General features: G+C 55.1%; 17 protein-coding genes. 8 read left to right on the top strand and 9 right to left on the bottom strand.

The genetic code is table 11. The annotated features are described in order from the left end of the window. The first annotated feature begins 168 nt into the window (after positions 1 to 168). Positions 169 to 1,122 carry a glycosyltransferase family 2 protein gene (locus RBH33_RS04455; protein ID WP_306730931.1) on the top strand — a complete coding sequence of 318 codons (954 nt, stop codon included), beginning with the start codon at positions 169 to 171 and terminating at the stop codon, positions 1,120 to 1,122. Positions 1,123 to 1,130: 8 nt separating this feature from the next. Here the strand turns inward: RBH33_RS04455 and RBH33_RS04450 are convergent, their stop codons facing one another. The 5 genes from RBH33_RS04450 to RBH33_RS04430 all read right to left on the bottom strand — a co-directional run bounded on the left by RBH33_RS04450 (position 1,131) and on the right by RBH33_RS04430 (position 5,879). Continuing rightward, positions 1,131 to 1,844 (bottom strand): LytR/AlgR family response regulator transcription factor, encoded by a 714-nt coding sequence (locus RBH33_RS04450; RefSeq protein ID WP_306730930.1) that lies wholly within the window; start codon positions 1,842 to 1,844, stop codon positions 1,131 to 1,133. Beyond that, positions 1,841 to 2,989: a sensor histidine kinase gene (locus tag RBH33_RS04445; protein WP_306730929.1), complete on the bottom strand. Its 1,149-nt coding sequence runs from the start codon at positions 2,987 to 2,989 to the stop codon at positions 1,841 to 1,843. Before RBH33_RS04445 ends, RBH33_RS04450 begins: the two co-directional genes overlap by 4 nt. A 1-nt stretch (position 2,990) precedes the next feature. Continuing rightward, complete coding sequence (locus tag RBH33_RS04440) at positions 2,991 to 4,916, bottom strand: serine hydrolase domain-containing protein (RefSeq protein ID WP_306730928.1); 1,926 nt, start codon at positions 4,914 to 4,916, stop codon at positions 2,991 to 2,993. Positions 4,917 to 5,041: 125 nt separating this feature from the next. Continuing rightward, positions 5,042 to 5,479 (bottom strand): nuclear transport factor 2 family protein, encoded by a 438-nt coding sequence (locus RBH33_RS04435; protein WP_306730927.1) that lies wholly within the window; start codon positions 5,477 to 5,479, stop codon positions 5,042 to 5,044. Between the two features lie 121 nt (positions 5,480 to 5,600). Further along, positions 5,601 to 5,879 (bottom strand): SemiSWEET family sugar transporter, encoded by a 279-nt coding sequence (locus RBH33_RS04430; RefSeq protein WP_306730926.1) that lies wholly within the window; start codon positions 5,877 to 5,879, stop codon positions 5,601 to 5,603. Positions 5,880 to 6,033: 154 nt separating this feature from the next. Between RBH33_RS04430 and RBH33_RS04425 the strand changes: the two genes are divergently transcribed. From RBH33_RS04425 to RBH33_RS04410, 4 genes are all read left to right on the top strand, one after another. Further along, a complete protein-coding gene (locus RBH33_RS04425; protein WP_306730925.1) occupies positions 6,034 to 6,972 on the top strand; it encodes a patatin-like phospholipase family protein in 939 nt (312 codons plus the stop codon). Positions 6,973 to 7,151: 179 nt separating this feature from the next. Beyond that, a complete protein-coding gene (gene nagK / locus RBH33_RS04420; RefSeq protein WP_306730924.1) occupies positions 7,152 to 8,048 on the top strand; it encodes an N-acetylglucosamine kinase in 897 nt (298 codons plus the stop codon). Between the two features lie 135 nt (positions 8,049 to 8,183). Next, on the top strand, positions 8,184 to 9,536 hold the full coding sequence (locus RBH33_RS04415; protein WP_306730923.1) for a sugar MFS transporter: 1,353 nt from the start codon (positions 8,184 to 8,186) through the stop codon (positions 9,534 to 9,536). 105 nt (positions 9,537 to 9,641) lie between these two features. Then, on the top strand, positions 9,642 to 10,715 hold the full coding sequence (locus RBH33_RS04410; protein ID WP_306730922.1) for an acyltransferase family protein: 1,074 nt from the start codon (positions 9,642 to 9,644) through the stop codon (positions 10,713 to 10,715). Between the two features lie 63 nt (positions 10,716 to 10,778). Here RBH33_RS04410 and nagA read toward each other — a convergent pair whose 3' ends face one another. The 3 genes from nagA to RBH33_RS04395 all read right to left on the bottom strand — a co-directional run bounded on the left by nagA (position 10,779) and on the right by RBH33_RS04395 (position 14,197). After that, complete coding sequence (nagA, locus tag RBH33_RS04405; protein WP_306730921.1) at positions 10,779 to 11,921, bottom strand: N-acetylglucosamine-6-phosphate deacetylase; 1,143 nt, start codon at positions 11,919 to 11,921, stop codon at positions 10,779 to 10,781. 34 nt (positions 11,922 to 11,955) lie between these two features. Further along, a complete protein-coding gene (locus tag RBH33_RS04400) occupies positions 11,956 to 12,999 on the bottom strand; it encodes an SIS domain-containing protein (protein ID WP_306730920.1) in 1,044 nt (347 codons plus the stop codon). Between the two features lie 175 nt (positions 13,000 to 13,174). After that, positions 13,175 to 14,197 (bottom strand): LacI family DNA-binding transcriptional regulator, encoded by a 1,023-nt coding sequence (locus RBH33_RS04395; RefSeq protein WP_306730919.1) that lies wholly within the window; start codon positions 14,195 to 14,197, stop codon positions 13,175 to 13,177. Between the two features lie 260 nt (positions 14,198 to 14,457). Between RBH33_RS04395 and RBH33_RS04390 the strand changes: the two genes are divergently transcribed. After that, on the top strand, positions 14,458 to 17,022 hold the full coding sequence (locus tag RBH33_RS04390; protein WP_306730918.1) for a family 20 glycosylhydrolase: 2,565 nt from the start codon (positions 14,458 to 14,460) through the stop codon (positions 17,020 to 17,022). Between the two features lie 189 nt (positions 17,023 to 17,211). Here the strand turns inward: RBH33_RS04390 and RBH33_RS04385 are convergent, their stop codons facing one another. Further along, entirely contained in the window at positions 17,212 to 17,391 is a 180-nt protein-coding gene (locus RBH33_RS04385; RefSeq protein ID WP_306730917.1) for a PLDc N-terminal domain-containing protein, read from the bottom strand. A gap of 414 nt (positions 17,392 to 17,805) precedes the next feature. Here RBH33_RS04385 and RBH33_RS04380 point away from each other — a divergent pair, with 414 nt between their 5' ends. Together RBH33_RS04380 and RBH33_RS04375 are read left to right on the top strand one after the other, a co-directional pair. Beyond that, positions 17,806 to 20,274, top strand: a complete 2,469-nt coding sequence (locus RBH33_RS04380) for a hypothetical protein (RefSeq protein WP_306730916.1) — start codon at positions 17,806 to 17,808, stop codon at positions 20,272 to 20,274. A 141-nt stretch (positions 20,275 to 20,415) separates the two neighbouring features. Beyond that, positions 20,416 to 21,882 (top strand): Wadjet anti-phage system protein JetA family protein, encoded by a 1,467-nt coding sequence (locus RBH33_RS04375; RefSeq protein ID WP_306730915.1) that lies wholly within the window; start codon positions 20,416 to 20,418, stop codon positions 21,880 to 21,882. The last annotated feature ends 1 nt before the right edge of the window (position 21,883 follow it).

Below are 21,883 nucleotides of genomic sequence, written 5' to 3'. Positions count from 1 at the left end.
AGATTTCGTGCCATGTTTAAAAAGTCCTTAAGTGATAATGGCTTAAACGGATCGGGTGACAGACGCGCTACAGTTAGTGGAAAATAGCCCGACACTCGCGCCTCAAATGGCGGCCCGTCACCGGATCTGCTTGGCGCACCCAAAATCTTCCCCACCATTGGAGTGGTCATGCGTCAGTTGTTATCTATCCTCACCCCTATGTATAACGAGGCTGCAGGCCTGGGCGAGTACTTTCAGGCTCTGGAAGCGGCCTTGGCCCCACTGGATATCGATTACGAGATCGTCTGCGTGGATGATGGCTCAAGGGACGACACTCTGTCTCTGCTCAAACAGCACGCCGAGCGCAATCCGCGGATCAAAATCGTGGCATTGAGCCGCAACTTCGGCAAAGAGGCCGCCATGACCGCCGCTCTGGATTACGCCAGCGGCGACGTGGCTCTGCCCATGGATGCCGACCTTCAAGACCCCCCGGAGCTGATCGCGGCCATGCTGGCCAAGTGGCGTGAAGGGTATCAGGTGGTCTACGCCAAAAGATCATCACGTAAAACCGATGGCCTCATTAAGCGAAAAACGGCGCGTTTGTTTTACAAGGTGTTTAACCGCCTGAGCGACATCAAAATCCCGGAGGACGTCGGTGATTTTCGGCTGCTGGATCGCGGAGTCATTGAAGCCATCAAGCAATTACCGGAAAAAGACCGCTTTATGAAAGGGCTTTTCTGTTGGCCTGGGCTCAAGCACACCGTCATTGAGTTTGAGCGACAAAAGCGCGCCCAAGGTACCTCAAAATACAACTACTGGAACCTCTGGAACTTCGCCCTGAGCGGCATTACCTCCTTCAGTACTTTCCCGATTCGCGCGGGTATTTACCTGGGGCTGACGGTAGCCACCTTCTCGTTTCTGTTTGGCCTCTGGGTAATCTTTAAAACCGTGATTACAGGGGTGGATGTGCCTGGTTATGCGTCTCTTTTGGTGGCCGTACTTTTTATGGGCGGTATACAGTTGTTCTTTCTTGGCCTCTTGGGCGAGTACATCGGGCGTATCTATAAAGAAGTAAAAAACCGACCCATCTATTTGGTGGAAGACGAAATCGGTTTCCATGCGGACAAGGCTAAAACTCCATAGCGGCTTCCCTACAAACTCATAAGCTCTTTGAGTCGCTGGGCATTGCGTCGGGATATTTCGATTGTCTCGCCATTTCTCATGGTCACGTCGTACCCCTCGTGAATCGCTTCTGAGATTGATGTAATCGCATCGAGATTAATAATGAACTGGCGGTTGGCTCGGAAGAAAAGCTTGGAGGGCAACCGCTGCTCCAGCTGACTAAGGGATTTTTTAACAAAAGCCTTTTTTCCATTAAAGAACAGTCGCGCGTAGTTTTTGCAATTCTCAAAATGCTCGATGGATTGAACTTCAATCAAATGGCATTCGCTCCCGTCCTTGACGAAAATTCGGCTGTTTAGCTCCAGGGGAGGCTCCGGTTGCTCGGAGTCTGATTCTTCCTCTGATGCCAGTTTTTCGATGGCCACCGCCAACCGTTCCTGGCTAATGGGTTTGAGCAGATAATCGACGGTCCGGTAGTCAAATGAGCGGATCGCGTGTTCTGAATAAGCGGTGGTGAATATAATGCGAGGCTGGTAGTCGAGGGTTTCAAGAAGCTCAAAACCAGTCTCGCCCGGCATATGAATATCGAGGAACAACAGCCCAGGACGGTGTTGGTCAATTAGTTCACGGGCCTGGACGGCATCTCCGGCCGCGCCTACAACTTCCAGATCTTTAAAACCCGACAGCATCTTGAGTAGACCGTTTCTGGCGAGGCGGGAATCTTCTATAACAAGTGCTTTCACGACGTCTCCTTCGGCAAAATCATGGTGACAACGAATTCGGTATTGACCTTGTCAGCTTTTAGGTGAGCGGCGTCACCGTACAACAGGCTAAGGCGCAGTTGAATATTTTTGAGGCCTGTTCCCGTGCTTTGCAACGGATCACACTGGGTATTTGGAACAGGGTTTTTCACAGTGATCCGCAGTTGTTGGCCGAGGTCTTCGGCCACAACTTCCAGAACCGATCGTTCTCGCAACTGGTCGATACCGTGCTTGATCGCGTTTTCCACCAACAGTTGCAGGCTCATGGGTGGAATAAGACAACTTTGTAGCGCCTCAGGAATTTGCAGTCGAAAATCCAGCCGCTCCTCCAATTGCAGAGACACCACTTCAATGTAGCGCTCAACGATGGCTAGCTCCTCGGCTAGCGTGACTTTTTCGTTTCGCCCACTTTCCAGAGAATACCGAAGAATTTCCGAAAATGCGGTAATGGTATGATCTGCATGCTCGGGGTTTTCATGGATCATAAAGCGAATATTGTTCAGGCTGTTGAACAAAAAGTGCGGGTTGAGTTGGTTGGACAAGCTGGCTAAGCGCGCTTCTTTTAAGCTGATAGCCAGCTTTAGGTTGTCCACCTCAGCCTGGCGGGCCCGTCGTGTGTTACTGATGCCCAGATAAACAAAGATCCAGGCGCTAGCAAAAAGGGCCGTGGCCAGAAAGTTGCCGACAAACATTTGCATCAGCTGCTCAGTTAGGCTCGTATTGGCCTCAGTCAGCGCTTCTGATACGAACTTTTCCGACCAGAAAAGGGGCACTAATATGGCCAGCGTAAGCAAGGTGACAAGTAATGCGACGCCGAGCGCGTAGCCAAACGAAAGCCCCATAAGGCGGCCAGTTTTCAGATGCTGCCAGCGGTATTTTTGGTAGTGCGCCCGGAAGTAAAGCACGCCGAGCGTGAACAGAGACAACCAGACGAACGTGCCCACTAAGTTAAATGGCTTCTCTTCCCGCCATAGAAAGATCTGTATCACTTGCGCTAAACCCACCAGCAACAAAAAAGTGCCCTGGTACATCCAGAAGGTGCGGTCCTTGGGAAACAGGCGAATCCTTTGCGAGATACCACCGATTTTTGGTGCGTCCAAAGCGTTCATAAAGGTAGGGCGACTCATATCAAATAGTCCAGGATCTAAGGCCGATCATGCCGTGACTTGCAAGGTGCAATGTGAAACCAAGGTGTAGAAGGGTCACTAAAGCACAGAAAACAAAAGTAGCTCGTTTGATACCCGTCTCGCGCAAGCGTACCAGAGTAACGCTACTCCACACGGCGGCTACGCCGTAAGCCAAGGTCAAGACAAACATGCTAAGAGACAGAGCCGAAATATGGCCCAAAGCGTTCAGCTGCGTATTATCCACGGTGGCGCCCCGAATGATCACGGCCAAAAGCAGCAGGCTTGTCATGGTTGGCCAGAACTTCGCCTGCGCCGGGGCAGAGCGAAACGTTTTTCGATAGACAGACAGTGGCGCCCATGCAAGTGCATAAATAATGGCTACTGCACTAAATAGAGCCAGCGCGGCCAAGAATCCCATTTGTCCCCACACCAACAGCGGGGATGTTTTCACGTACAGCCCTGAGTCAATTTGCAGGGCTTCGCCAGCTAATGGATCCTGTACCCAAGCCATATTGGGTAGACCAGTCCAGGTGCTGACCAGAAGGTTATCTCCCAAAGCGTATTCCTTGCTGGGCGCTGGCCAGCCGCCCGCCACCGGCATACGTCGAAGGTGGGAATCTTCAGTGTAAATGCGCAAGGCTGTTAGATAAGAAGGCAGAAAGTTATCTCTGTCGCTGCGAGGGTTGATGGGCGTGTACAGTCCCGTCGCGTTAGCGAATGATTCTGGTAAAGGGGACGGTTCTATTGTGGGGGGCACCCGATCGCGCAGCAGGTATTCGCGGATGGCATCTGAAACGCGACCCCTCACTTCGCCGTTGCCCGTGAAGGAAAAAGTATAGCCACTGTTCAGCTCGGGGGCGTAAGCAAAGGCGGACACGGCGCCCATCATGCCTCCGTCATGGCCGTAAAATGGCACGGCGTAGTCCTCAAACCCCGTCACGTAATTAGCCAAACCATAGCCGGAAAGGACGCCGTGTTCCGCACCCAGGGTGGTCGTGGGGCGCTCCATCCTGTCAATGGAGGCTTCTGCGACTAACGTGTTCTGCTCGAATTGGCCACGCTCAAGAAAGAAGTGCAGCAGGTTTACCATCTCCGCAGGTGACGCGTTGACGGAACCCGCGGGCCGGTAAATGATATGCCAGTAGTTCAGCGCTTCGTCGTTAGTATAAGCTCTGGCGTGGCGCTCGGCGTCTTCGGGTTTAAAGAAGGTAGCGGTGGGCATATTGAGCGGATCAAAGAAGTTTTCTTGCACATACTCTTCAAGAGGCATGCCGGTAACTTTCTCCACCACGTAACCCGCCACACCGGTTCCAGTATTGCTGTACGCCAGTCGCGTGCCGGGGACCCACCGGGATTTGCGAGTTTTTGGAAACAGGGCCAGTGCTTTGTCCAGAGTAATTGTGGCAGCGTCACGGTAAGCTAACTCGGCAATGAGCGAGTCGCCCCAGCCCGCAGTGTGTTCTAACATGTGGACCAGTCGGACCGGGTGCTCCGCTTCCCAAGGATTGTCAAAAGCCACTTCTGGAACCAATTCACGCAAAGGTGCGTTCAGGTCCAGTCGTCCTTCTTCTACCAGCTTGAGCACCGATAGAGCGGTAAACATTTTTGAGATGGAGCCGATCCGAAACAGGGTGTCCGGTGTGGCGGGAATCTGTTTTTCCACATTGGCCTGTCCCATGGCCTCCAGCCAAATCAATTCGCCTCTATCAATCACCGCAATGCCCAGGGCGGTGGTGTCCGTCTCCTCAAAGGCAAGGGCTACGGCGGCTTGGAGTTTTTCCAGAGTATTGATGGCCTCCTTCGGGGTTTCCGCGCGAGCTGGCAGTGCCAGTGCGAGCGACAGCAAGAAAAGTAGCAGAACGCTCCCCAAAAGTGCGCGTCCGTGAGCGACGCTCGCTGAAAAATCGTGTTTATTCGTGTAGACCATGGGTATCTTCCTTATATTGGCAGCGTCTCACCAGCCTTCCGAAAGCGCTTCAACCGTTGTTGTCTGCATTATCGACCTTCGCCCGGCTTGCCAGGGTAATAGGTGCCGAGCGGCAGTTATCCTATTTATTCCAAAACTGTCAACCTACGGATCAATCCATCCTCAATGGCATAGATTACCGTACCGCGTTTGCTGACGACGCGTTCGTCAATATGAAGGGTGAGGTCGACTTGATCGATCACATAGTCGCCTTGAATGATTCGTGACACAACCACTTCATGGGGCTTCATCTTGAAAGTCTCTGCAAAGGCCGCTCTGAATGATTCAATTCCTTGTAATTGCGGCTCTCCAAAAGGGCTATAGGCTTCAATTTCCGGGTGAAAAAACGCGAGCATCCCCTCTAAATCGTGGTCATTGTATGCCACCAAGTGACCATCAACTACGGTCGCCGCTTTACTTTCAGTTTCAGGAGATACGTCGCCTTCAGGTGCTTGTTGCTCGGGTGCTGAAGCGCAAGAGAAGGTGATTAAACATAGGGCGATTACTATCCATACAGATTTCATTGTGCATTTCCTTATTTGATGGCGAGAACGAAAGCGTTATGTTGTTATTGTTAAACAGTGCAGAAGTGAGCGGGACATTAGGTGCTAGACGGCGGCATTGGGGGATAAACGGCAATACCGGCTACCGCTGGGGTGCCTTGTGCAGTACATCGTTGTAAATCTTGTTTGCCAGAATAACCAGCGCTAACCCCAAGGTGATGGCATTGGCGGTCACTATGGCCCAGTCGCGCAGATGTAATCCATAGCTCAACCAAAGGGCGACACCCACGGTAAAAATGCTGTACATGGCCAGGGACAGCGACGACGTATCGCGCGAGCGTATGACCTTGATCGCCTGGGGTAGGAAAGACACAGTCGTGCAAAAAGCGGCGGTAAACCCCAATATGTCGAGATTGGTCATTGTCTGGTTCCAAATGTAGAGTAATAAAGTGCGAAAGATACGGCGCGGAGGAAGCAGTGCATTATAATGGTCGTAGGTATCGCTGACCATGAGCGAGCTTGATTCGCGCCCTCAAATTTGACCTATTTCTGACTATTTATTGACGGGAGACTCTGTGGCACACGAGAAGCATCTGGATAGCCCGGCCCAACCGATAAAATCGAACAAAGACGGCAAGCGCATTGCGCTGGTTCTGGGCTCGGGCGGCGCGCGCGGTTTGGCGCACATCGGCGTGATTCAGGAGCTGGAGGCACGCGGATACCGTATCGACGTGATTGCCGGTTGCTCTATGGGCGCTTTAGTGGGCGGATTCTATGCCGCTGGCAAGCTCGATGCGTACACCGAGTGGGCGATGACACTGCAAAAACTCGACATACTCAAACTCCTGGACCTGGGCGGTACCAGCGGTTTGATCGCCGGCCAAAAGATAATGACCAAACTGGAGGAATGGATCGGCGACATCCGCATTGAAGACTTGCCTATTGAATACACGGCGGTGGCCGTGGATATTGAGCGTGAGCGCGAGGTCTGGTTCAGTAAGGGCTCCCTTTACCACGCCATCAGGGCATCCATTGCCATTCCGGGGGTGTTCACACCGCACCTGTATAAAGGGCGAATCCTGGTGGACGGCAGCGTCCTGAATCCCATCCCCGTCGCGCCCACATTGCGCCGCATGACGGACCAGATTTTTGTGGTGGATGCCAACGGTCCGCCCGTCAGCGTTATGCCTCAACCGGAGGATACTGACGATAAGCCAGCTCAAGGCTGGTTGTCCTCCATGGCCAGAAAGGTCGGCCTTGGTTCTGACCCCGATCCTCAAACACGCGCAAAGCTCAGTGCCGTAAGCGTTATGGAGCGCTCATTGGATACCATGATGGCGGCGCTTACTCGCCAACACCTAGCAGTGTTTCAGCCGGATATGGTATTTCGCGTACCGCGGGATTTGTTCATGATTCATGAATTTCATCGGGCCACAGAAATCATAGAGATGGGGCGACAATTGGCTCGTGACCTGCTCGATAACCCCGAACTGGAGCGGCAGCAAAAGCTTTAGCGACGCTGCTCCCCTTCCTGCCTCGCCTGAATGGCGAACCAATCTTTCCATCATCGTGGCCCCGCGGGTTGACAAGGGCGACGGCGTGACTTACGATTCCTGACAACGTTGTCTTGGTTTCCCCCTGCGCTTTCTCAATACAGCGGGCCGTACGGGAACCCTGTTACGAGAGGTAAATTATGCTCAAAGCACCAGCCAATCAGCCCCTATATCTAGGGGTGGACGGTGGCGGAACCAAATGTCGTGCCTGCGTGGCCGATGGCCAGGGGAACCTGCTCGGCGTGGGCATGGCCGGTTCCGCCAACGCGAGTCAAGGGCTGGAGCTGGCTCAAAATTCCATCGTGTTGTCTGCCCAGCGAGCATTGGACGATGCGGGTTTGCCCCCGGAGACGCTGGGGCAATTGGTGGCAGGATTGGGCTTGGCGGGCGTCAACCTCCCCAGCGTCTATCGGGCCATGAAAGAGTGGGCCCATCCTTTTGCGTCCGTGTTTCTAACCACCGATCTGCACATTGCCTGTTTCGGCGCCCATGGCCAGGAAAACGGCGCTGTGATCATTGCCGGTACCGGATCGTGCGGCTATGTGCGCGTTGACGGTGATGAAACCATGTTGGGCGGCCACGGCTTCCCCCTGGGTGACAAGGGCAGCGGTGCCTGGATGGGATTGGAAGCAGTTAAAGCGATATTGCTCGCCTGCGATGACTTAGGGCCAAAGACCAGTCTCACGGCACAAGTGGAAGAGTTGCTGCAAGTTCGCGGCCTGGCTCTGGCTGAACGGCTCGCTAAGGCGGGGCCGAGCGAGTTCGCGCGATTGGCGCCATGCGTAATGGCCGCTGCGGACGCTGGCGACGAGATCGCACGGAACATCGTGCAGGAGGGAGCCGATTATATCAGCGCCTTGGCCGGACAACTCCTGAAATGCAATCCGCCACGGCTCGCTCTCCTGGGTGGGCTGGCACAGCCGCTGACACCCTGGCTCGACCCGGCGGTGGCGCGACAACTGGTGACACCCTTGGGGCCACCGGAATCTGGTGCGGTGCGCTTTGCTCAGCAAGAACACGTCGCTGGCGAAAGTTAGCGGTTGCATAAAGGAAAAAAGAAGTGCTTTGAAGAGGTCCTCGGTATGGATGATTGCATCCATCACGCGAGCGATCGGCATTTTCGATTACTGGGACATCAACCAACTCGCCCATACCAATAGTGAGTAATTATTATGCAAACATCTACGCCGAATGAGCAGCACCGGCCCAGCGCCTTGCTTCCCATGATCATCATTGGGGTTTTGTTTTTCGTCTTCGGTTTTGTGACCTGGTTAAACGGGTCCCTGATTCCGTTTCTGAAAATTGTCTGTGAACTGAATGAATTCCAGGCTTTGTTTGTCACCTTCGCCTTTTACATTGCGTATACCGTTATGGCTTTGCCCGCCGCTTTAGTGCTAAGGCGAACCGGCTACAAGTTAGGCATGGTCATTGGCCTGGGTGTTATGGCCGTCGGCTCCCTCATTTTCATCCCTGCTGCGCAAACCACTCATTACGCCGTCTTCCTTATTGGCCTGTTTGTACTTGGGACCGGGCTGACACTGCTGCAGACGGCCGCTAACCCCTACATTGTTTGCATCGGCCCACGCGAGAGCGCCGCCATGCGCATCAGCATTATGGGGCTGCTCAACAAAGGTGCGGGCATAGTCGCCCCGGTTTTGTTTACTGCATGGATTCTCACCAACATGGATCAGTTTGAAGAGAGTGCGCTTATGGCGCTGGATGCCGAGGCACGGGCCGCACAACTGGCTGAGCTGTCCCAACGACTGGTGGTGCCTTACATTTACATGGCCATTGCGCTGGTGGCGCTGATGCTGTTTGTACACTTTTCGTCTCTGCCGGAGCTGAACGTGGACTCGGAGCAGGATGACAATGTGACCGAGAAGTGGGGCATTTTGAAGCATCCTCAAGCTGTGTTGGGTGCCGTAGCTCTGTTTATGTACGTGGGTGTGGAAGTGATCGCTGGCGATACCATTGGGATGTACGGTCGCCATCTCGGTGTCAGTCATTTCGGTTCCCTGACCGCCTATACAATGGCGTTTATGGTTATTGGCTATCTGCTCGGCATCGCCTTGATTCCCCGCTATATGAGTCAGTCGCAAGCACTTGTAGGCTCCGCGGTATTTGGGGTGGTGTTTACGCTTGGGGTGTTGATGGGTTCCTCCGAAAGTCATTTATTGGCAACGGTTCTGTTTGGCTGGATGGGCATTCCCACAGTTCCTGACACCGTTACATTCCTGGCCCTGCTCGGTTTGGCCAACGCGCTGTGTTGGCCTGCTATTTGGCCCTTGTCGCTGCAGGATTTGGGTAAGTACACCAGTGTGGGTTCGGCTTTGCTGATTATGGGCATTGCTGGCGGGGCTCTGATTCCGCTGGTGTACGGCTATTTCGCAGAAAGCATTAGCAGTCGCGCAGCTTATTTCATTATGTTGCCTTGCTATGCCTTCATTCTTTTCTACGCATTCAAAGGCCACAAATTGCGCACCTGGGGCGGGCAGCCTTCAGGCGCTGCTGAGGCAGGCCGTTAAGCGCGGTTTTTGCGCGGTGTATCGCCAAGAGCGATGTATCGCGCACAAATAGTTCCTCGTTTGCGGGCGTGAAGACTTCGGCCGCTTTTTTTGTGAGGTGAGACCATGGCAAAAACGCGTTTTTTGGCTTTGGATGTAATGCGCGGCTTAACCCTCGCGCTGATGGTGCTGGTCAATACGCCGGGCAGTTGGAATGCGGTCTATGCGCCGCTACTGCACGCTGACTGGCACGGTGCCACCCCAACGGATTACGTGTTCCCATTTTTTCTGTTCATCGTTGGTGCAGCGCTGTTCTTTTCCAGTCGCCGTCCGGTGCCAATGGCGACCCAATGGATAAAAATTGTCCGTCGCAGCGCACTGATTTTTATAATCGGTGTACTGCTTAATGCCTTTCCGTTTACCGCACCACTGGATGAGTTGAGAGTGTTTGGGGTGTTGCAACGGATTGCTTTGGCTTACCTGTTTGCCGCGCCTATCGCCCTGTTTCTCAAAGGTCCCGCGCGCTGGGTGCTGATGGTGGCGATCCTGTTTGGGTACTGGGCTTTGTTGCAATTGGGCAGTGATCCGTACGGTTTAACCGGTTCGCTGGTTCGTGCCGTGGATTTATGGCTGGTGGGCCCGGACCATCTTTGGCAAGGTAAGGGTGTGGCGTTTGACCCGGAAGGGTTCCTATCGACTTTACCGGCGATTGTCAGCGTGCTGTTGGGCTTCGAAGCAACGCGGATTTTGTGCACCGTCGAGCCACGCCGTAAGGCCTTGGCAATTCTGGCGGTATCGGGCGTGCTGTTGATATTGGCCGGATTACTTTGGCATCCGTTCTTTCCGGTGAACAAGTACCTTTGGACTAGCTCGTTCGTGTTGTTAACCGGCGGAGCGGCCATTGTGTGTTTACTGGTATTGGTGTGGCTGGAACCCGTAACCCTGCTCCGTCCCATGTACCGCGCCTTTCAGATACTGGGTCAGAATCCGCTGTTCATTTATGTTTTATCCATTGTCTGGGCGCACGTACTCTATTTGATTCCGGTTGGGGATCAGTCCGCCTATCAATGGACTTTCGAGTTGTTTGATCAGGTGTTGAGCCCAAAGATCGCTTCGCTTCTCTTCGCACTGCTTAATGTGGCCATTATGTGGGCGGTGGCTTGGTATCTGCACCGTAAGCGGATCATCATTTCAATTTAGTCTGCACAAAAAAGAGGCCGGGCGGGAAAAGTCCCGGCCGGCCTAAAGGACTATCTTCGAGGGTCACACTGTTAAAACTTTTCCGTCGATCCAGCTCTGGTTTAGACGCAGGTCGTCATCAATGCAAATCACATTGGCTCGGTACCCGGGTGCAAGCGTGCCCAGTTCGCGGGCCATTCCCAGCAGTTCCGCCGGGTATCGGCTCGCCATTCGTACCGCTTCATCCAAAGGTAAATCCAAATCTTTAACGCAGTTGCGCACCGCGCTGAGCATATCCAGATCAGAGCCGGCGAGTGTGTCGTCAGCGGTCGCACAGCGGCCGTTGACGGCGCGAATGGTTTCGCCTTTGAGGACAAACTCTTTGTGTTCCGCGCCCACCGTAGGCATGGCATCGGTGACCAGCAACATCTTGCCAAGTGCTTTGGCGGCAATGGCCACTTTAAGGGTGCTGGGGTGAACGTGATAACCATCGACGATCAAGCCGCACCAGCTGTTGCAGTCTTCCAAAGCCGCGCCGACCACACCTGGCTCCCGGCTGCTCATGGGAGTCATAGCGTTAAACAAATGGGTAAAACAGCTCAGACCGGCGTTCAGCGCGAGCCGGGTTTCCTGATAGTCTGCCGCAGTGTGGCCAGCGGAGACCAAAACACCCGCCGATACCAGGGATCGAATCATTTCCGGTGTTGTTAACTCAGGAGCCAAGGTCACTAACGTTTTGCCGGTTTTTAAAGAACTCAGCAATTCCAGAGCTTTGCGATCCAGGCGGCGGAATTTGTCGGCGTCATGCACGCCCTTGCGTTGTGGATTCAGGAAGGGGCCTTCCAGGTGAATACCCAACACGCCGGGCACGCCCTCTGCCATGGCTTGAGTTACCGCTTCGATCCCCCGGGTCATCACTTCCAGGTCATCACTGATCAGAGTTGGCAAAAAACCGGTGGTGCCAAAACGCCGGTGTGCGGCGCCCATAATGCGCAAGGTTTCAACAGTCGGAGCATCATTAAACAAAACGCCACCGCCGCCATTGACCTGAATGTCGATCAACCCCGGCAGGAGGCATCGACCTTTTGCATCAAATACGGCGGCGTCCGAGGGGATTTTGGTGGTAGGACACAGGTCGAGAATACGCCCGGCCTCCATCACCAGTGCGTGATCGGTCAGCCATTCGTCGCCGGTAAAGATTCGTGCATTGATGAGCGCGTGTTTCATGGATTCGGTCTCGCTATGGTCAACGACGTTGGCATCAGGTGGTCTCCGTTACCTTGCGCAAATGCGGCGGCTCGTCGGGGTTATAACCGCGCGCGATGGCCAGTTCATTGACCATTCGATAGAAGCTTTGCACTGCCAGAATGGGGGCAATCGCTGGGTGTGCATCGGCCACTATGGGTAGATTGTCGGTGCCGGTGGCTCCGGTCATCATCACCCGGGCACCCCGTTGGCGAAATTCTCGTACCAACTCCTGCGTGTCAGCCAGCGTGTCGTCGATTTGGGTAATGGCCAGGACGGGAAAATTCTTGCCCACCAGCGCCATGGGGCCGTGTCTCACCTCAGCGGCACTGAAGGCTTCAGCGTGCAGGCCGCACGTTTCCTTGAGTTTCAGTGCGGCTTCCTGAGCAACCCCAAAGCCGATGCCGCGCCCGATCACAAACATGTTGTTCACCGGCTGAAAAGCGTTCACGGCTTCATGCCAATCGCACGCCCAGGCTTGACTGAGTGCGCCCGGTAAGGTGTCCAGAGCGCTGTGCAGTTCAGCACTTTCAGACCAGGCGGCCACCAGCTGGAATATCGCTGCCAGGCTACCGATGTACGATTTGGTGGCCGCTACGCTCACTTCATCACCCGCGTGTAGCGGTAGCACCAAATCCGCCAAGCCAGCCAAGGGCGAATCGGCCACATTGACCAGGGCCAGTGTTAGGGCACCGGCCGCCTTGGCGCGCTCCACATTGGCGAGCAGGTCGGGGCTTTTTCCGGATTGCGAGATGGCAATAAACAAGGTCTGGTCAAGCTGCTGCTCGGCCCGATACACGGAACCAATGGAGGGGGCTGCCGAAGCGGTTATCAATCCCAGGTGAGTTTCAATCAAGTATTTTGCATAAGTCGCTGCGTGGTCCGAGCTGCCCCGGGCGCAGGTGACGACCGCTCTGGGCTGGTATTGGCGCAGGCGCTGCACCGCTTCGGCCACCCGTTCGGTGTTCGCGGCTCTCTGCCTTTGCACCACCGCAGAGGCCTCGGCGGCTTCCCGAAAAAGGTGCGTATTTTGGGGCTCAATGTGTGCTGATTGGGGCATAACTCTCTCTTGTCTGTCAGTGTGGGCGTCAGTCCTGTTCAAGCCGTGGGAGCTTGTTGAGGGCTTGCTCCCGCTTAGACAACGTTGTCATATGGCGCTATTGTGCTCGCATTGGGTGGACCTGTAAAGCCCCCTGGCGATCCAGCGTTGCCAGAATCGGGCGTCGGGATGGGTATTAGGGGGTTGGTGGCGTCGTGGAATCGCGCAGGATCAGCTTGGGGTGGAAGCCTTCACTGTCCAGCGTGGAGGGACTCTTTTCCGCGCGGAGTCGGTTGATTAGAAGAGCCGTGGCGCGGCGGCCGATTTCGGCAATAGGCTGCTGCGCGGTGGTGAGATTGGGCCAGGCTTGACGGGAAAATGGGCTGTCTTCAAAGCCCACAATGGACAAATCCTTGGGCACTTCGATCCCGGCCAAGCGGGTGGCAAACAGGGTACCGGCGGCGATTTCGTCATTGCAGGCAAACACCGCGCTGGGCCGCTCGTTCAGCGCCAGCAGTTGTTTGCTGCGCTCAACCCCGGATTCAAAAGAGTACTGGCCTTGGAGAATCAGTTCGGGTGTGGGTTCGATCTGGTGCTCGCGCAAGGCTTCCAGGTAGCCCTCCAGCCGCTCGGTACTGGATTTGTGTGCCTCGTCCCCGCACAGGAAGGCGATGCGGCGATGCCCCAGTTCAATCAAGTATTCGGTGATTTGATGCGCAGCGGAGCGGTCGTCGATATACACGCACGGGCTGTGGCCTGCCGGGGGTTCGGAGCCAGAGATAATCGGGACCGTAGCAACGCCGCGCTGGCTCAAAGCCTCCAGCACCTGAGGCATTTCCGACGCGGGCGGTGTGACCACCAGCCCGCCCACTTGACTGCGATCCAGCATACGGAACAGCTCATTCAGCAGATCCGGCGCTTTGGTATCGCAGGGGTGAATTACCAGTTCGTAACCTTGGCGGTGACACTCTTCCAATATGCCCCGTTGCATATCGATGACGTAGTTGCTGTTGGGGTTGTCATAAATAAACCCGATCGACGAGGCCGCACCGCGCAGGCCGCGCGCGGACAGGTTGGGTTGGTAATTCAATTCCTTGATCGCCTTCCAGACCTTGTCCTGCAGGTCCTGACCCACTCTGGGTTCGCGGTTGATTACTCGGGAAACGGTTTTGAAGGACACCCCCGCGAGCTTGGCGACGTCTTTGATCGTGGGCTTCATTGGTGGTGACTCGCTTCCCTTGGTGAGCAATTTGGAGGACGGCAATATTAACACACTAGGGGTTGGGGCCGCTGTTACCGCCCTGGCTGCATACGCCGTGGCGGTTGTTCGGCGTTGTCAACGTCGATTTGCTATTGGCGCAAAAACGTTTTAATGTATTGCAGACAACGTTGTCTGAGCAGTCTGAGCCTGTGGCCAGACTGGCCGGAAATCACCGCCCCGCCGGCCCAAAACGGTTGGGAGCTGAGGAGAGCACGATAATGAGAAGTTTGATCCTTTTGACACTGAGCCTGTTCAGCCTGGCGGCATCCGCCCAGAACCTGAGTCAACAAGAGTTGAAGACCTTTGCGGAGGGTGCAGACCTACGTTTTGCGGCAATCAGCAACGTCGGCGCTGGCGCCCCGCACATCAAACTGATGTTGGAAAACAACACCGATGTCCAACTGCCGTCAGGTGCCGGAGACTGGGCCATTTACTTTCACTCAGTGCGCCGAATCACACAGACCGAGCAAGCCGGACTGAGGCTGTCGCACCTCCAGGGGGACTTGCACCGGCTTGAACCCACAGGGGATTTCCCTGGCCTCGGTGAGGGGCAAGAGGTCGAACTGAGTTATTCGGCCTCCGCGCATATGGTGAGCTACACCGATTTTATGCCCCGGGCATTTATTCACGTTCCGGGGTTGGAGCCGGTGATCTTTGCCAATACCGACACCGAGAATACCCGCGAATTTGTCGAACCTTTGGAGCGCGAGGAACAATTGCTGCGCTCCAGCTCCGATGTCACGCCCATTGCCACGGCGCAGAACCGTTACCAAGCCCATGAGGCGGCGAACCAGGTCCGCCCAAACAGCGCGCAGGTCCGTGAGCGTATCATCCCGAAGCCTTTACGCACCCAAACTCGCTGGGGTAACACTACCTTGGATAGCAATTGGCAAATTCGTTACGCCGGTCGCCTGACTGGAGAGGCTGCTTACTTACAGGATCGTCTCCGGGAAATCCTCGGTAGCGAGCTAAACAGCGAGCCGGACCATGTATCCATCGACGGGCCAGTGATCCGTTTGACCGTGGACCCAGAGGCCGACGCATTGCCCGAAGCGCCGGAGAGTTACACCTTGCGCTTCGAGCAAAACGCCATCGTCATTATCGGACGCGATAACGCTGGAGCATTTTACGGACTGCAAAGCCTGCTCAACCTGTTGCCCGCCGAAACCGAAGGCCGTTATGACCTGCCCAGACTCTCAGTGGTGGATAGCCCGCGCGCACCCTGGCGGGGTATGCACTACGACATGGGCCGCAACTTTCACGGTAAGGAAGTCACCCTGCGGCTGATCGAGCAGATGGCTCGCTACAAGCTCAACAAGTTGCATTTGCATCTGACCGAGGACGAAGGCTGGCGTCTGGAAATTCCGGGGCTGCCGGAGCTCACCGAGATCGGCGGGCACCGCTGTTTTGATCTGGATGAGCGCGAGTGCTTGCTGACCCAACTGGGTACTGGACCGCACACCAGCGGATCGGGCAATGGGTTCTACTCGCGCGAGGATTTTATTGAAATCCTTCGTTACGCCGCCGAGCGCCATATCGAAGTCATTCCGGAAATTGATATGCCGGGCCACGCCCGCGCTGCCGTAAAAACCATGGAAGCCCGCTACGCGCGATTGCAATCCCAGGGCCGGGAGACCGATGCGTGGCAGTATCGACTCGCGGACCCGGAGGACAGTTCCGAGTATTTAACCGTACAAAACTACGACGATAACTCCATCAATGTCTGCATGGAGTCCACCTACGCGTTCATCGACAAAGTGATGTACGAGTTGCAGCAAATGTACCGGGAAGCCGGCCAGGTACTCAACGTCTTTCATATGGGGGGCGATGAAGTGGGTAAGGGCTCCTGGACCGGATCCCCAAAATGCGCGGAGTTGATTCAACGCGAAGCCGGTGTGGCCGGTGTGGCCGATTTAAAACCCTACTTCGTGAGCCGAGTGGCGGCGCTCGCCAGCAAACGCGGCTTGGCGTTGGCCGCTTGGGAAGACGGCTTGATGTACGACGCCAATCAGCCGTTTAACCGCGCTCAGTTTGCCAACGAGCGGGTATTGGCCAACCCCTGGGACAACATTTGGGAGTGGGGTGCTGGCGACCGCGCCTATCGATTGGCCAACGCCGGTTACGAGATCATTCTCTCTCACGCCACACATTTGTATTTTGATCACCCTCATGAAGCTCACCCGGAGGAGCGCGGCTACTACTGGGCAACGCGTTACACCAACTTGGAAAAAGTATTCGGCTATATGCCGGATCACGTTTACGCCAATGCAACGCGCACGCGTGACGGAGCCCCCATTGAAAATCTGGAGGCGTTGGTGGGTCGCCCCATGGTGCCTTTGAAAAAACCGGACAACGTACTTGGGATGCAAGGGCAAGTGTGGACGGAAACTATCCGCACGCCCGAGCAACTGGAGGCCATGCTGTACCCGCGTTTAATGTCGCTGGCTGAACGCGCCTGGCACAGAGCAGACTGGGAGGGCTCGGCACCTGACACTCGAGCGCGCCGACAAGACTTTGTAAACTTCGCCCATGTTCTGGTAACGCGCGAGCTGCCCAAACTCGCCGCCAGTGGGGCAAACGCTCACCTCCTGCCACCCGGTGGAAAAATGGAGGACGGCATCCTCTATGCCAGCACCGACCTTCCGGGCCTGACGATTGAGGTGAGCACGGATGGGGGGCAATCCTGGTGGACCTATCGCGAGCCCGTAACCCTTGAGGCCGAGTCAGTACATCTACGTGCTCGTAGTCATACGTACCTGAGCCGCAGTACCCGGCTCAAATAGCTTGGGTAGCGCCGCCGGGTCGTTTGACCCAGGCCCTGTGGTTGTGGAACGAGGGGGAGCGAATTCTTATCAGCTACGACGACCCGGCTCGCTCAGCGAGCCGGGTTGCTTGAGGATGCGAATTGTTTAGGAGAAACCTGCCGGCCCCGAGTCAGCACCTGGCGGGCCCCCTGCGTTTGTTTTCCCGGGCTAACCCTTTGGCCCCAGTATCAACCACAAAATAAAGCCAATCACCGGTAAAAAGAGCAACACCAGAATCCACACTAACTTAGTCGTACCACGGGCACTGCTTTTTGCGGTTTTTACAATGGCGTAAATCACGCAAATCAACAGGATTAACCCGAGTATGCCAGTTACTTCTACGCCCATAACAACCTCCTTCTGTTAACTTCAGTAGACCACCCGTCAAGGTTGCCACAGTCCAGGGTGGGTTCATAGGGCGGGGTTGAAAGGGGTGATTGGAAGTGTGTGTCAAATACATCAGATTAAAGCCAACATGTGAAAGAAGCTTTAATCTCGGAGTTGGTCCCAACGTTACGGCGTACTAATGAGTGTGCTCTTCCGCCCTAGGAAGGGAAAAATACCTATTAAAAACAATAGCATAGAAAATTTGGTGGTCGGTGGGGCGCATTATTGTCTACTTCGTAGAAAAGAGTGCTATTATTGGTCGGCGTTTGAACAAAATTTAACAAGATAACAATAGCCAATTACCCCGACACGCCCAATCGCTTGCTAATGAAGCAGCCAAAAGCCGGTCAGGGCTCACGCACAAGGAGGTTTCCTGTGAGTACCCAATTCTCTTACCTTACTATTATTGCACTGGCGGTTTTTCTGACGGCCTGCGGCGGTGGTTCATCCACTGAAAAGTCTCCCGATTTAGGATCAAACCCGCCGCCGGTGGTGAGAGACGATACGGGCTCCAATAACGACTCTGATTCGTCCAACTCTGATGAAGAAGAACAGGATTCCCCTTCTGAAGAAACGCAGAATGACCCTCCCACCGTGTCGGAGCCCGAAGAGGAAGCCGAGGAGCCTGCTTCTGACGATGATGAGAACTCTGAAACCGAGCAGGGTGAGGAGGAGCCCTCCCAGGACAATGACGGAACTCCCGCTGAGCAATTTGACGGTGACGTAGCGGTGCATTTCCCTTGGCGTTCATCCACCGTTACTGGCAGCAGCCTTACCTTTAGAGGTGAAGTACCAGCCCTGCCCCCAGGCTATCAGTTGTTGATCAACGGTGAGCCTGTTGAGTTGATCGAGACACCCGTGTCAACCGCATCCGCCAAGCCTGGCCTTAGTGGCTATCATTCTCATGCAAGCATGAAATCAACGGCGGCGGCTTCTGAAGAAGTGATTGTTCCCCAAGCGACCTCTCGTTGGGAGTACATCGAGCAGGAAGTGGCAACTGGAGTAGTTGAGTACGTCATACAGGTAGTTGATGCCAACGGCAATCCGGCTACTCCGGAGAATCTCGTGAAGGTCGAGCGCAAGCTCGTTCCAACGAGCTTTGATTTCGACCCCGTTAGCCGTAGATTAGTTGGTCTAGCCGGTGGTCAAACTGGTATGGAGTTGGTGGACCTGGATGTGGTAACCGGTTCGACCACTCAAGATGACTCCATTATGACGTCCATACCCGTTGGGTCGTGTCACAAGCGCGACACTGATGAACTCATCTACTTAACAGTCGGGCATTCGCAGAGCGATCCAGAAAGCACCTATTTTGTGTTTCATCGTGCACCGCTTAGTAGTGACGCGGATCAGAGCGTATTCCATACTCAGCCTCAGCCGGACGGTGGTAATCAAGAGCTGGCTTTGTTGTGTGACCCAACACGGAGCCGCGTTTACCTTGTGGTTAACCGTCACTTTTTTGCCGAAGCGGATGAACGGTTTTCCATCGTCTATGAGCTTGATACTTCCGGCAATCAGGACGAGCCTTGGTCCACACTCTTTCAAGGTGATCTGTGGAAGGATGAAGGCATAGCGTTCAATCAGGCTACATTGGCAGAAGACCATATTCTAATTTATGCGAATCAACATGAGGTGACCGGCAAACGAGGTATTTACCGTATTTCTCTGGAAGACGGGGAGCTGGAAAGCGTAGCATTGGATTATGACGAGTTCGGGACAATGATCGCACAGGGTTCGGAGCCAGAAGAGTTATACACCGTGCATTTTGAGGGGGTTGATATCTTGAATGGAGAGGTGCATACCCGGATCAGCGACCAGGATGAGGATCATGACTTCCTATATTTTGATCAAATCCGCGGAGCTGCTTTAGACCGAGAAGAAAACCGCCTCTTGGTGGGGGATAGCGGCCTTAATTTGATAATGGGTATTGACCTGGACACTGGGGCCAGGGAAGCCGTTTTCTCTCCAGGACAAGGTGTTGGGCCTAAGTTATTGGCTGCCAGGGCAATGGCGGTCGCAAGCGACTTCCAGTCAGCCTATGTCATCGATGATGGCGGAAACACTCCAGAGAAACTGGTACGCATTAACCTTGATACTGGTGATCGTGACTTGATTGCGATTCTGCGGGACGACGGGTTTAATCAAAGTGCGCCCGGTCTCGCTCTGGATGAAACTGAAGGTCTTTTGTATGCCGTGCGGGGCAACTCCATTTACCGGATTGATGGTGAAAACGGGGATATGGAGATCATTGCCTCACCTGACGATGTTAGGGGTGCGGCCTATACCTACCTTAGCCAAGTCGTTTTTGATGAGGCCAACCAGCGCTTGCTGGTTGCGGCTCCGCTACTCCTAAATGATGACGATCCGTCGGATTCTGGTGCAATACTTGCCATCGACCTCAATGATGAAGATTACACCCGCACGGTAATATCCAAGGCGGGAGTTAAGGGCGAAGGCGCTACTTTGAATACCGTGAACGGCCTTGCGTTGCCTTCAGATGGTGGCATTCTGTATGTGGGTGACCAATACGCCGGTGCAATTTATGAAATAGATTTGGAGACAGGCGACCGGACGGCTTTAACTCCGAGTTGCAATCTCCTCGGTCTGCAAGAAGACGAGTCACTGAAGGCCATCGCGTTAAGCGCCGACGAAAGTGTGCTAATGATGACGTGGGAAGGTACTACCTTCATCGACCTGGAGTCAGGAGAGTGTGTGAACCATATCAACGATTTCTCCGCTCACCGCTTGATCCCCGCTAGGGGTGACAGCTTGTTCAGCCTGGAGCTCAAGGGGCTGTACTTGCTGGACCCCGAAACCTTGGAGAAAGTCATCGTCTCCCAGTAGGGTTATGGAGCCGCAGTGCACCAGAGAGGCCTCCGAGCTAGCATCCCGCTAGCCGGAGGCCTTTTTCGGTTGCACCCACTCAGTCTGAGGTAGCACAATACGGCCTGGATCCCTTTGCCGCACTCAAAATAAGCCCCACCCATGTTTTTTTCCCCTGAGCGCCAGCATTTCTTTAAGCCGCTGACCAGCAAGTACCGCGAGCAGGTGGTGCAGTGCCTGTGCCTGCTGTATGAGCGGCTGTACGGCTCCAATGCCGACTACGGCCACTCCCTGTCCCGGGATCAGGTGATCGAAATACTGGAAGAGGCTCTGGCGCGGGCGCCGGTGCTGGAAGCAGAGGGCGACGAGCCGGGGGAATCCCGTCAGGATGAGGCCCCCCAGCGTTTCAAATCCAACCGTGAGCAGGCCAACTGGATTCTCAAGCAGCTGCTGGACGGCGGCTGGCTGGAAAAGCAGGTGGATACCGCCACCCTGCAATCCACCTACCCCTTTACCCGCCTGGGCCGGCTGTTTACCCAGCCCCTGGTGGAATCGGACAGCGCCCGTATCCGCACCCGGCACCGCAATACCCGGAACACCCTCAACGCCCTGGAAGCCTTCCTGAGCCGCGGCGAGGTGCACGACCTGCTGGATGCCTACGAATACTCCGAGCGCATCGTCACCGACTTTACCGATGTGATTTCCGAGCTGGAGGAGCGCAAGCGCGAGCTGGTGCGGGAGGTGGAGTCCCAGCAGCTGGTACAACAGGCCACCGACCAGTTCTTTGAGTTTATGGAAAAACGCTTCCAGCCGGACGTGGCCGTGCGCCTGTCCGCCGACAGTGTGGAAAAACACCGGAATCAGATCGACAAGGCGGTGGCCCGCATTCGGGGCAAGAGCAAAGACTTCAAACAGCAAACCGAGCTGCAATTGCGGCGCCTACTGCCGGAACTGGCTCAGCCGGGGCAGTCCGTTCTGTGGACCATTCTGGACACCATTGAGCGGCGCATGGGCAATGCCGCGGAAATTATGCTCCCGGCCCTGCGCCGTGCGCTGCACAGCTTTACCAAGCGGGCGGATATTATTATTCGCCAGCTAAGTTATCTGAACAGCCAAAACAACAACGACCTGGTGGCCGTGTGCCAAACCTTGAGCCAGCTCGATCCGGCCGACGCCGAGCAACGACTGGAGGCCGCTGCCGAGCAGATGGCCGGCATGAAGCTGCAATTGATCGATCCCGGCCAAATCAAGCTTCAAGAGCGCAAACGTGCCGGTACCGTGCAAACAGCGGTGAGCGAACAGCCGCCTCTGGACCCGGAAGCTGAGCGCGAGCTGATGATTCAACGGCTGCTGGATCAAGCCTTTGTTCTGGACAGCGGTGGGCTGCGCGACTATGTGTTCCGCGCGCTCCGGGAGGGCCGTAAAGTGTCCAACCGGAACCTGCCTATCGATAGCGCGCGGGATCTGTTGGCCATGGCCCATGTAATTGAAGTGGGTGCAGTGAATAACTTGGGTGGTGGGCACCAATTTTCCGTCGAGCCGACCGGCCACTCCCTGTCCTCCGAATACTATCGAGAGATGGACGAATTTACGATCGAGCTAAAGTCGACCGAGACTTCTACTGAGTAAA

Origin of the sequence: Marinimicrobium hydrolyticum (assembly GCF_030848505.1) — a bacterium.
Classification (GTDB): Bacteria; Pseudomonadota; Gammaproteobacteria; order Pseudomonadales; family Cellvibrionaceae; genus JAVDDU01.
This window is presented reverse-complemented; position numbering and strand designations above follow the sequence as displayed.

Coding starts and splice junctions, on each gene's coding strand:
- RBH33_RS04455 (WP_306730931.1), top strand. CDS start 169: ATGCGTCAGTTGTTATCTATCCTCACCCCTATGTATAACGAGGCTGCA.
- RBH33_RS04445 (WP_306730929.1), bottom strand. CDS start 2,989: ATGAGTCGCCCTACCTTTATGAACGCTTTGGACGCACCAAAAATCGGT.
- RBH33_RS04440 (WP_306730928.1), bottom strand. CDS start 4,916: ATGGTCTACACGAATAAACACGATTTTTCAGCGAGCGTCGCTCACGGA.
- RBH33_RS04435 (WP_306730927.1), bottom strand. CDS start 5,479: ATGAAATCTGTATGGATAGTAATCGCCCTATGTTTAATCACCTTCTCT.
- RBH33_RS04430 (WP_306730926.1), bottom strand. CDS start 5,879: ATGACCAATCTCGACATATTGGGGTTTACCGCCGCTTTTTGCACGACT.
- nagK (WP_306730924.1), top strand. CDS start 7,152: ATGCTCAAAGCACCAGCCAATCAGCCCCTATATCTAGGGGTGGACGGT.
- RBH33_RS04415 (WP_306730923.1), top strand. CDS start 8,184: ATGCAAACATCTACGCCGAATGAGCAGCACCGGCCCAGCGCCTTGCTT.
- RBH33_RS04410 (WP_306730922.1), top strand. CDS start 9,642: ATGGCAAAAACGCGTTTTTTGGCTTTGGATGTAATGCGCGGCTTAACC.
- nagA (WP_306730921.1), bottom strand. CDS start 11,921: ATGAAACACGCGCTCATCAATGCACGAATCTTTACCGGCGACGAATGG.
- RBH33_RS04400 (WP_306730920.1), bottom strand. CDS start 12,999: ATGCCCCAATCAGCACACATTGAGCCCCAAAATACGCACCTTTTTCGG.
- RBH33_RS04395 (WP_306730919.1), bottom strand. CDS start 14,197: ATGAAGCCCACGATCAAAGACGTCGCCAAGCTCGCGGGGGTGTCCTTC.
- RBH33_RS04390 (WP_306730918.1), top strand. CDS start 14,458: ATGAGAAGTTTGATCCTTTTGACACTGAGCCTGTTCAGCCTGGCGGCA.
- RBH33_RS04385 (WP_306730917.1), bottom strand. CDS start 17,391: ATGGGCGTAGAAGTAACTGGCATACTCGGGTTAATCCTGTTGATTTGC.
- RBH33_RS04375 (WP_306730915.1), top strand. CDS start 20,416: ATGTTTTTTTCCCCTGAGCGCCAGCATTTCTTTAAGCCGCTGACCAGC.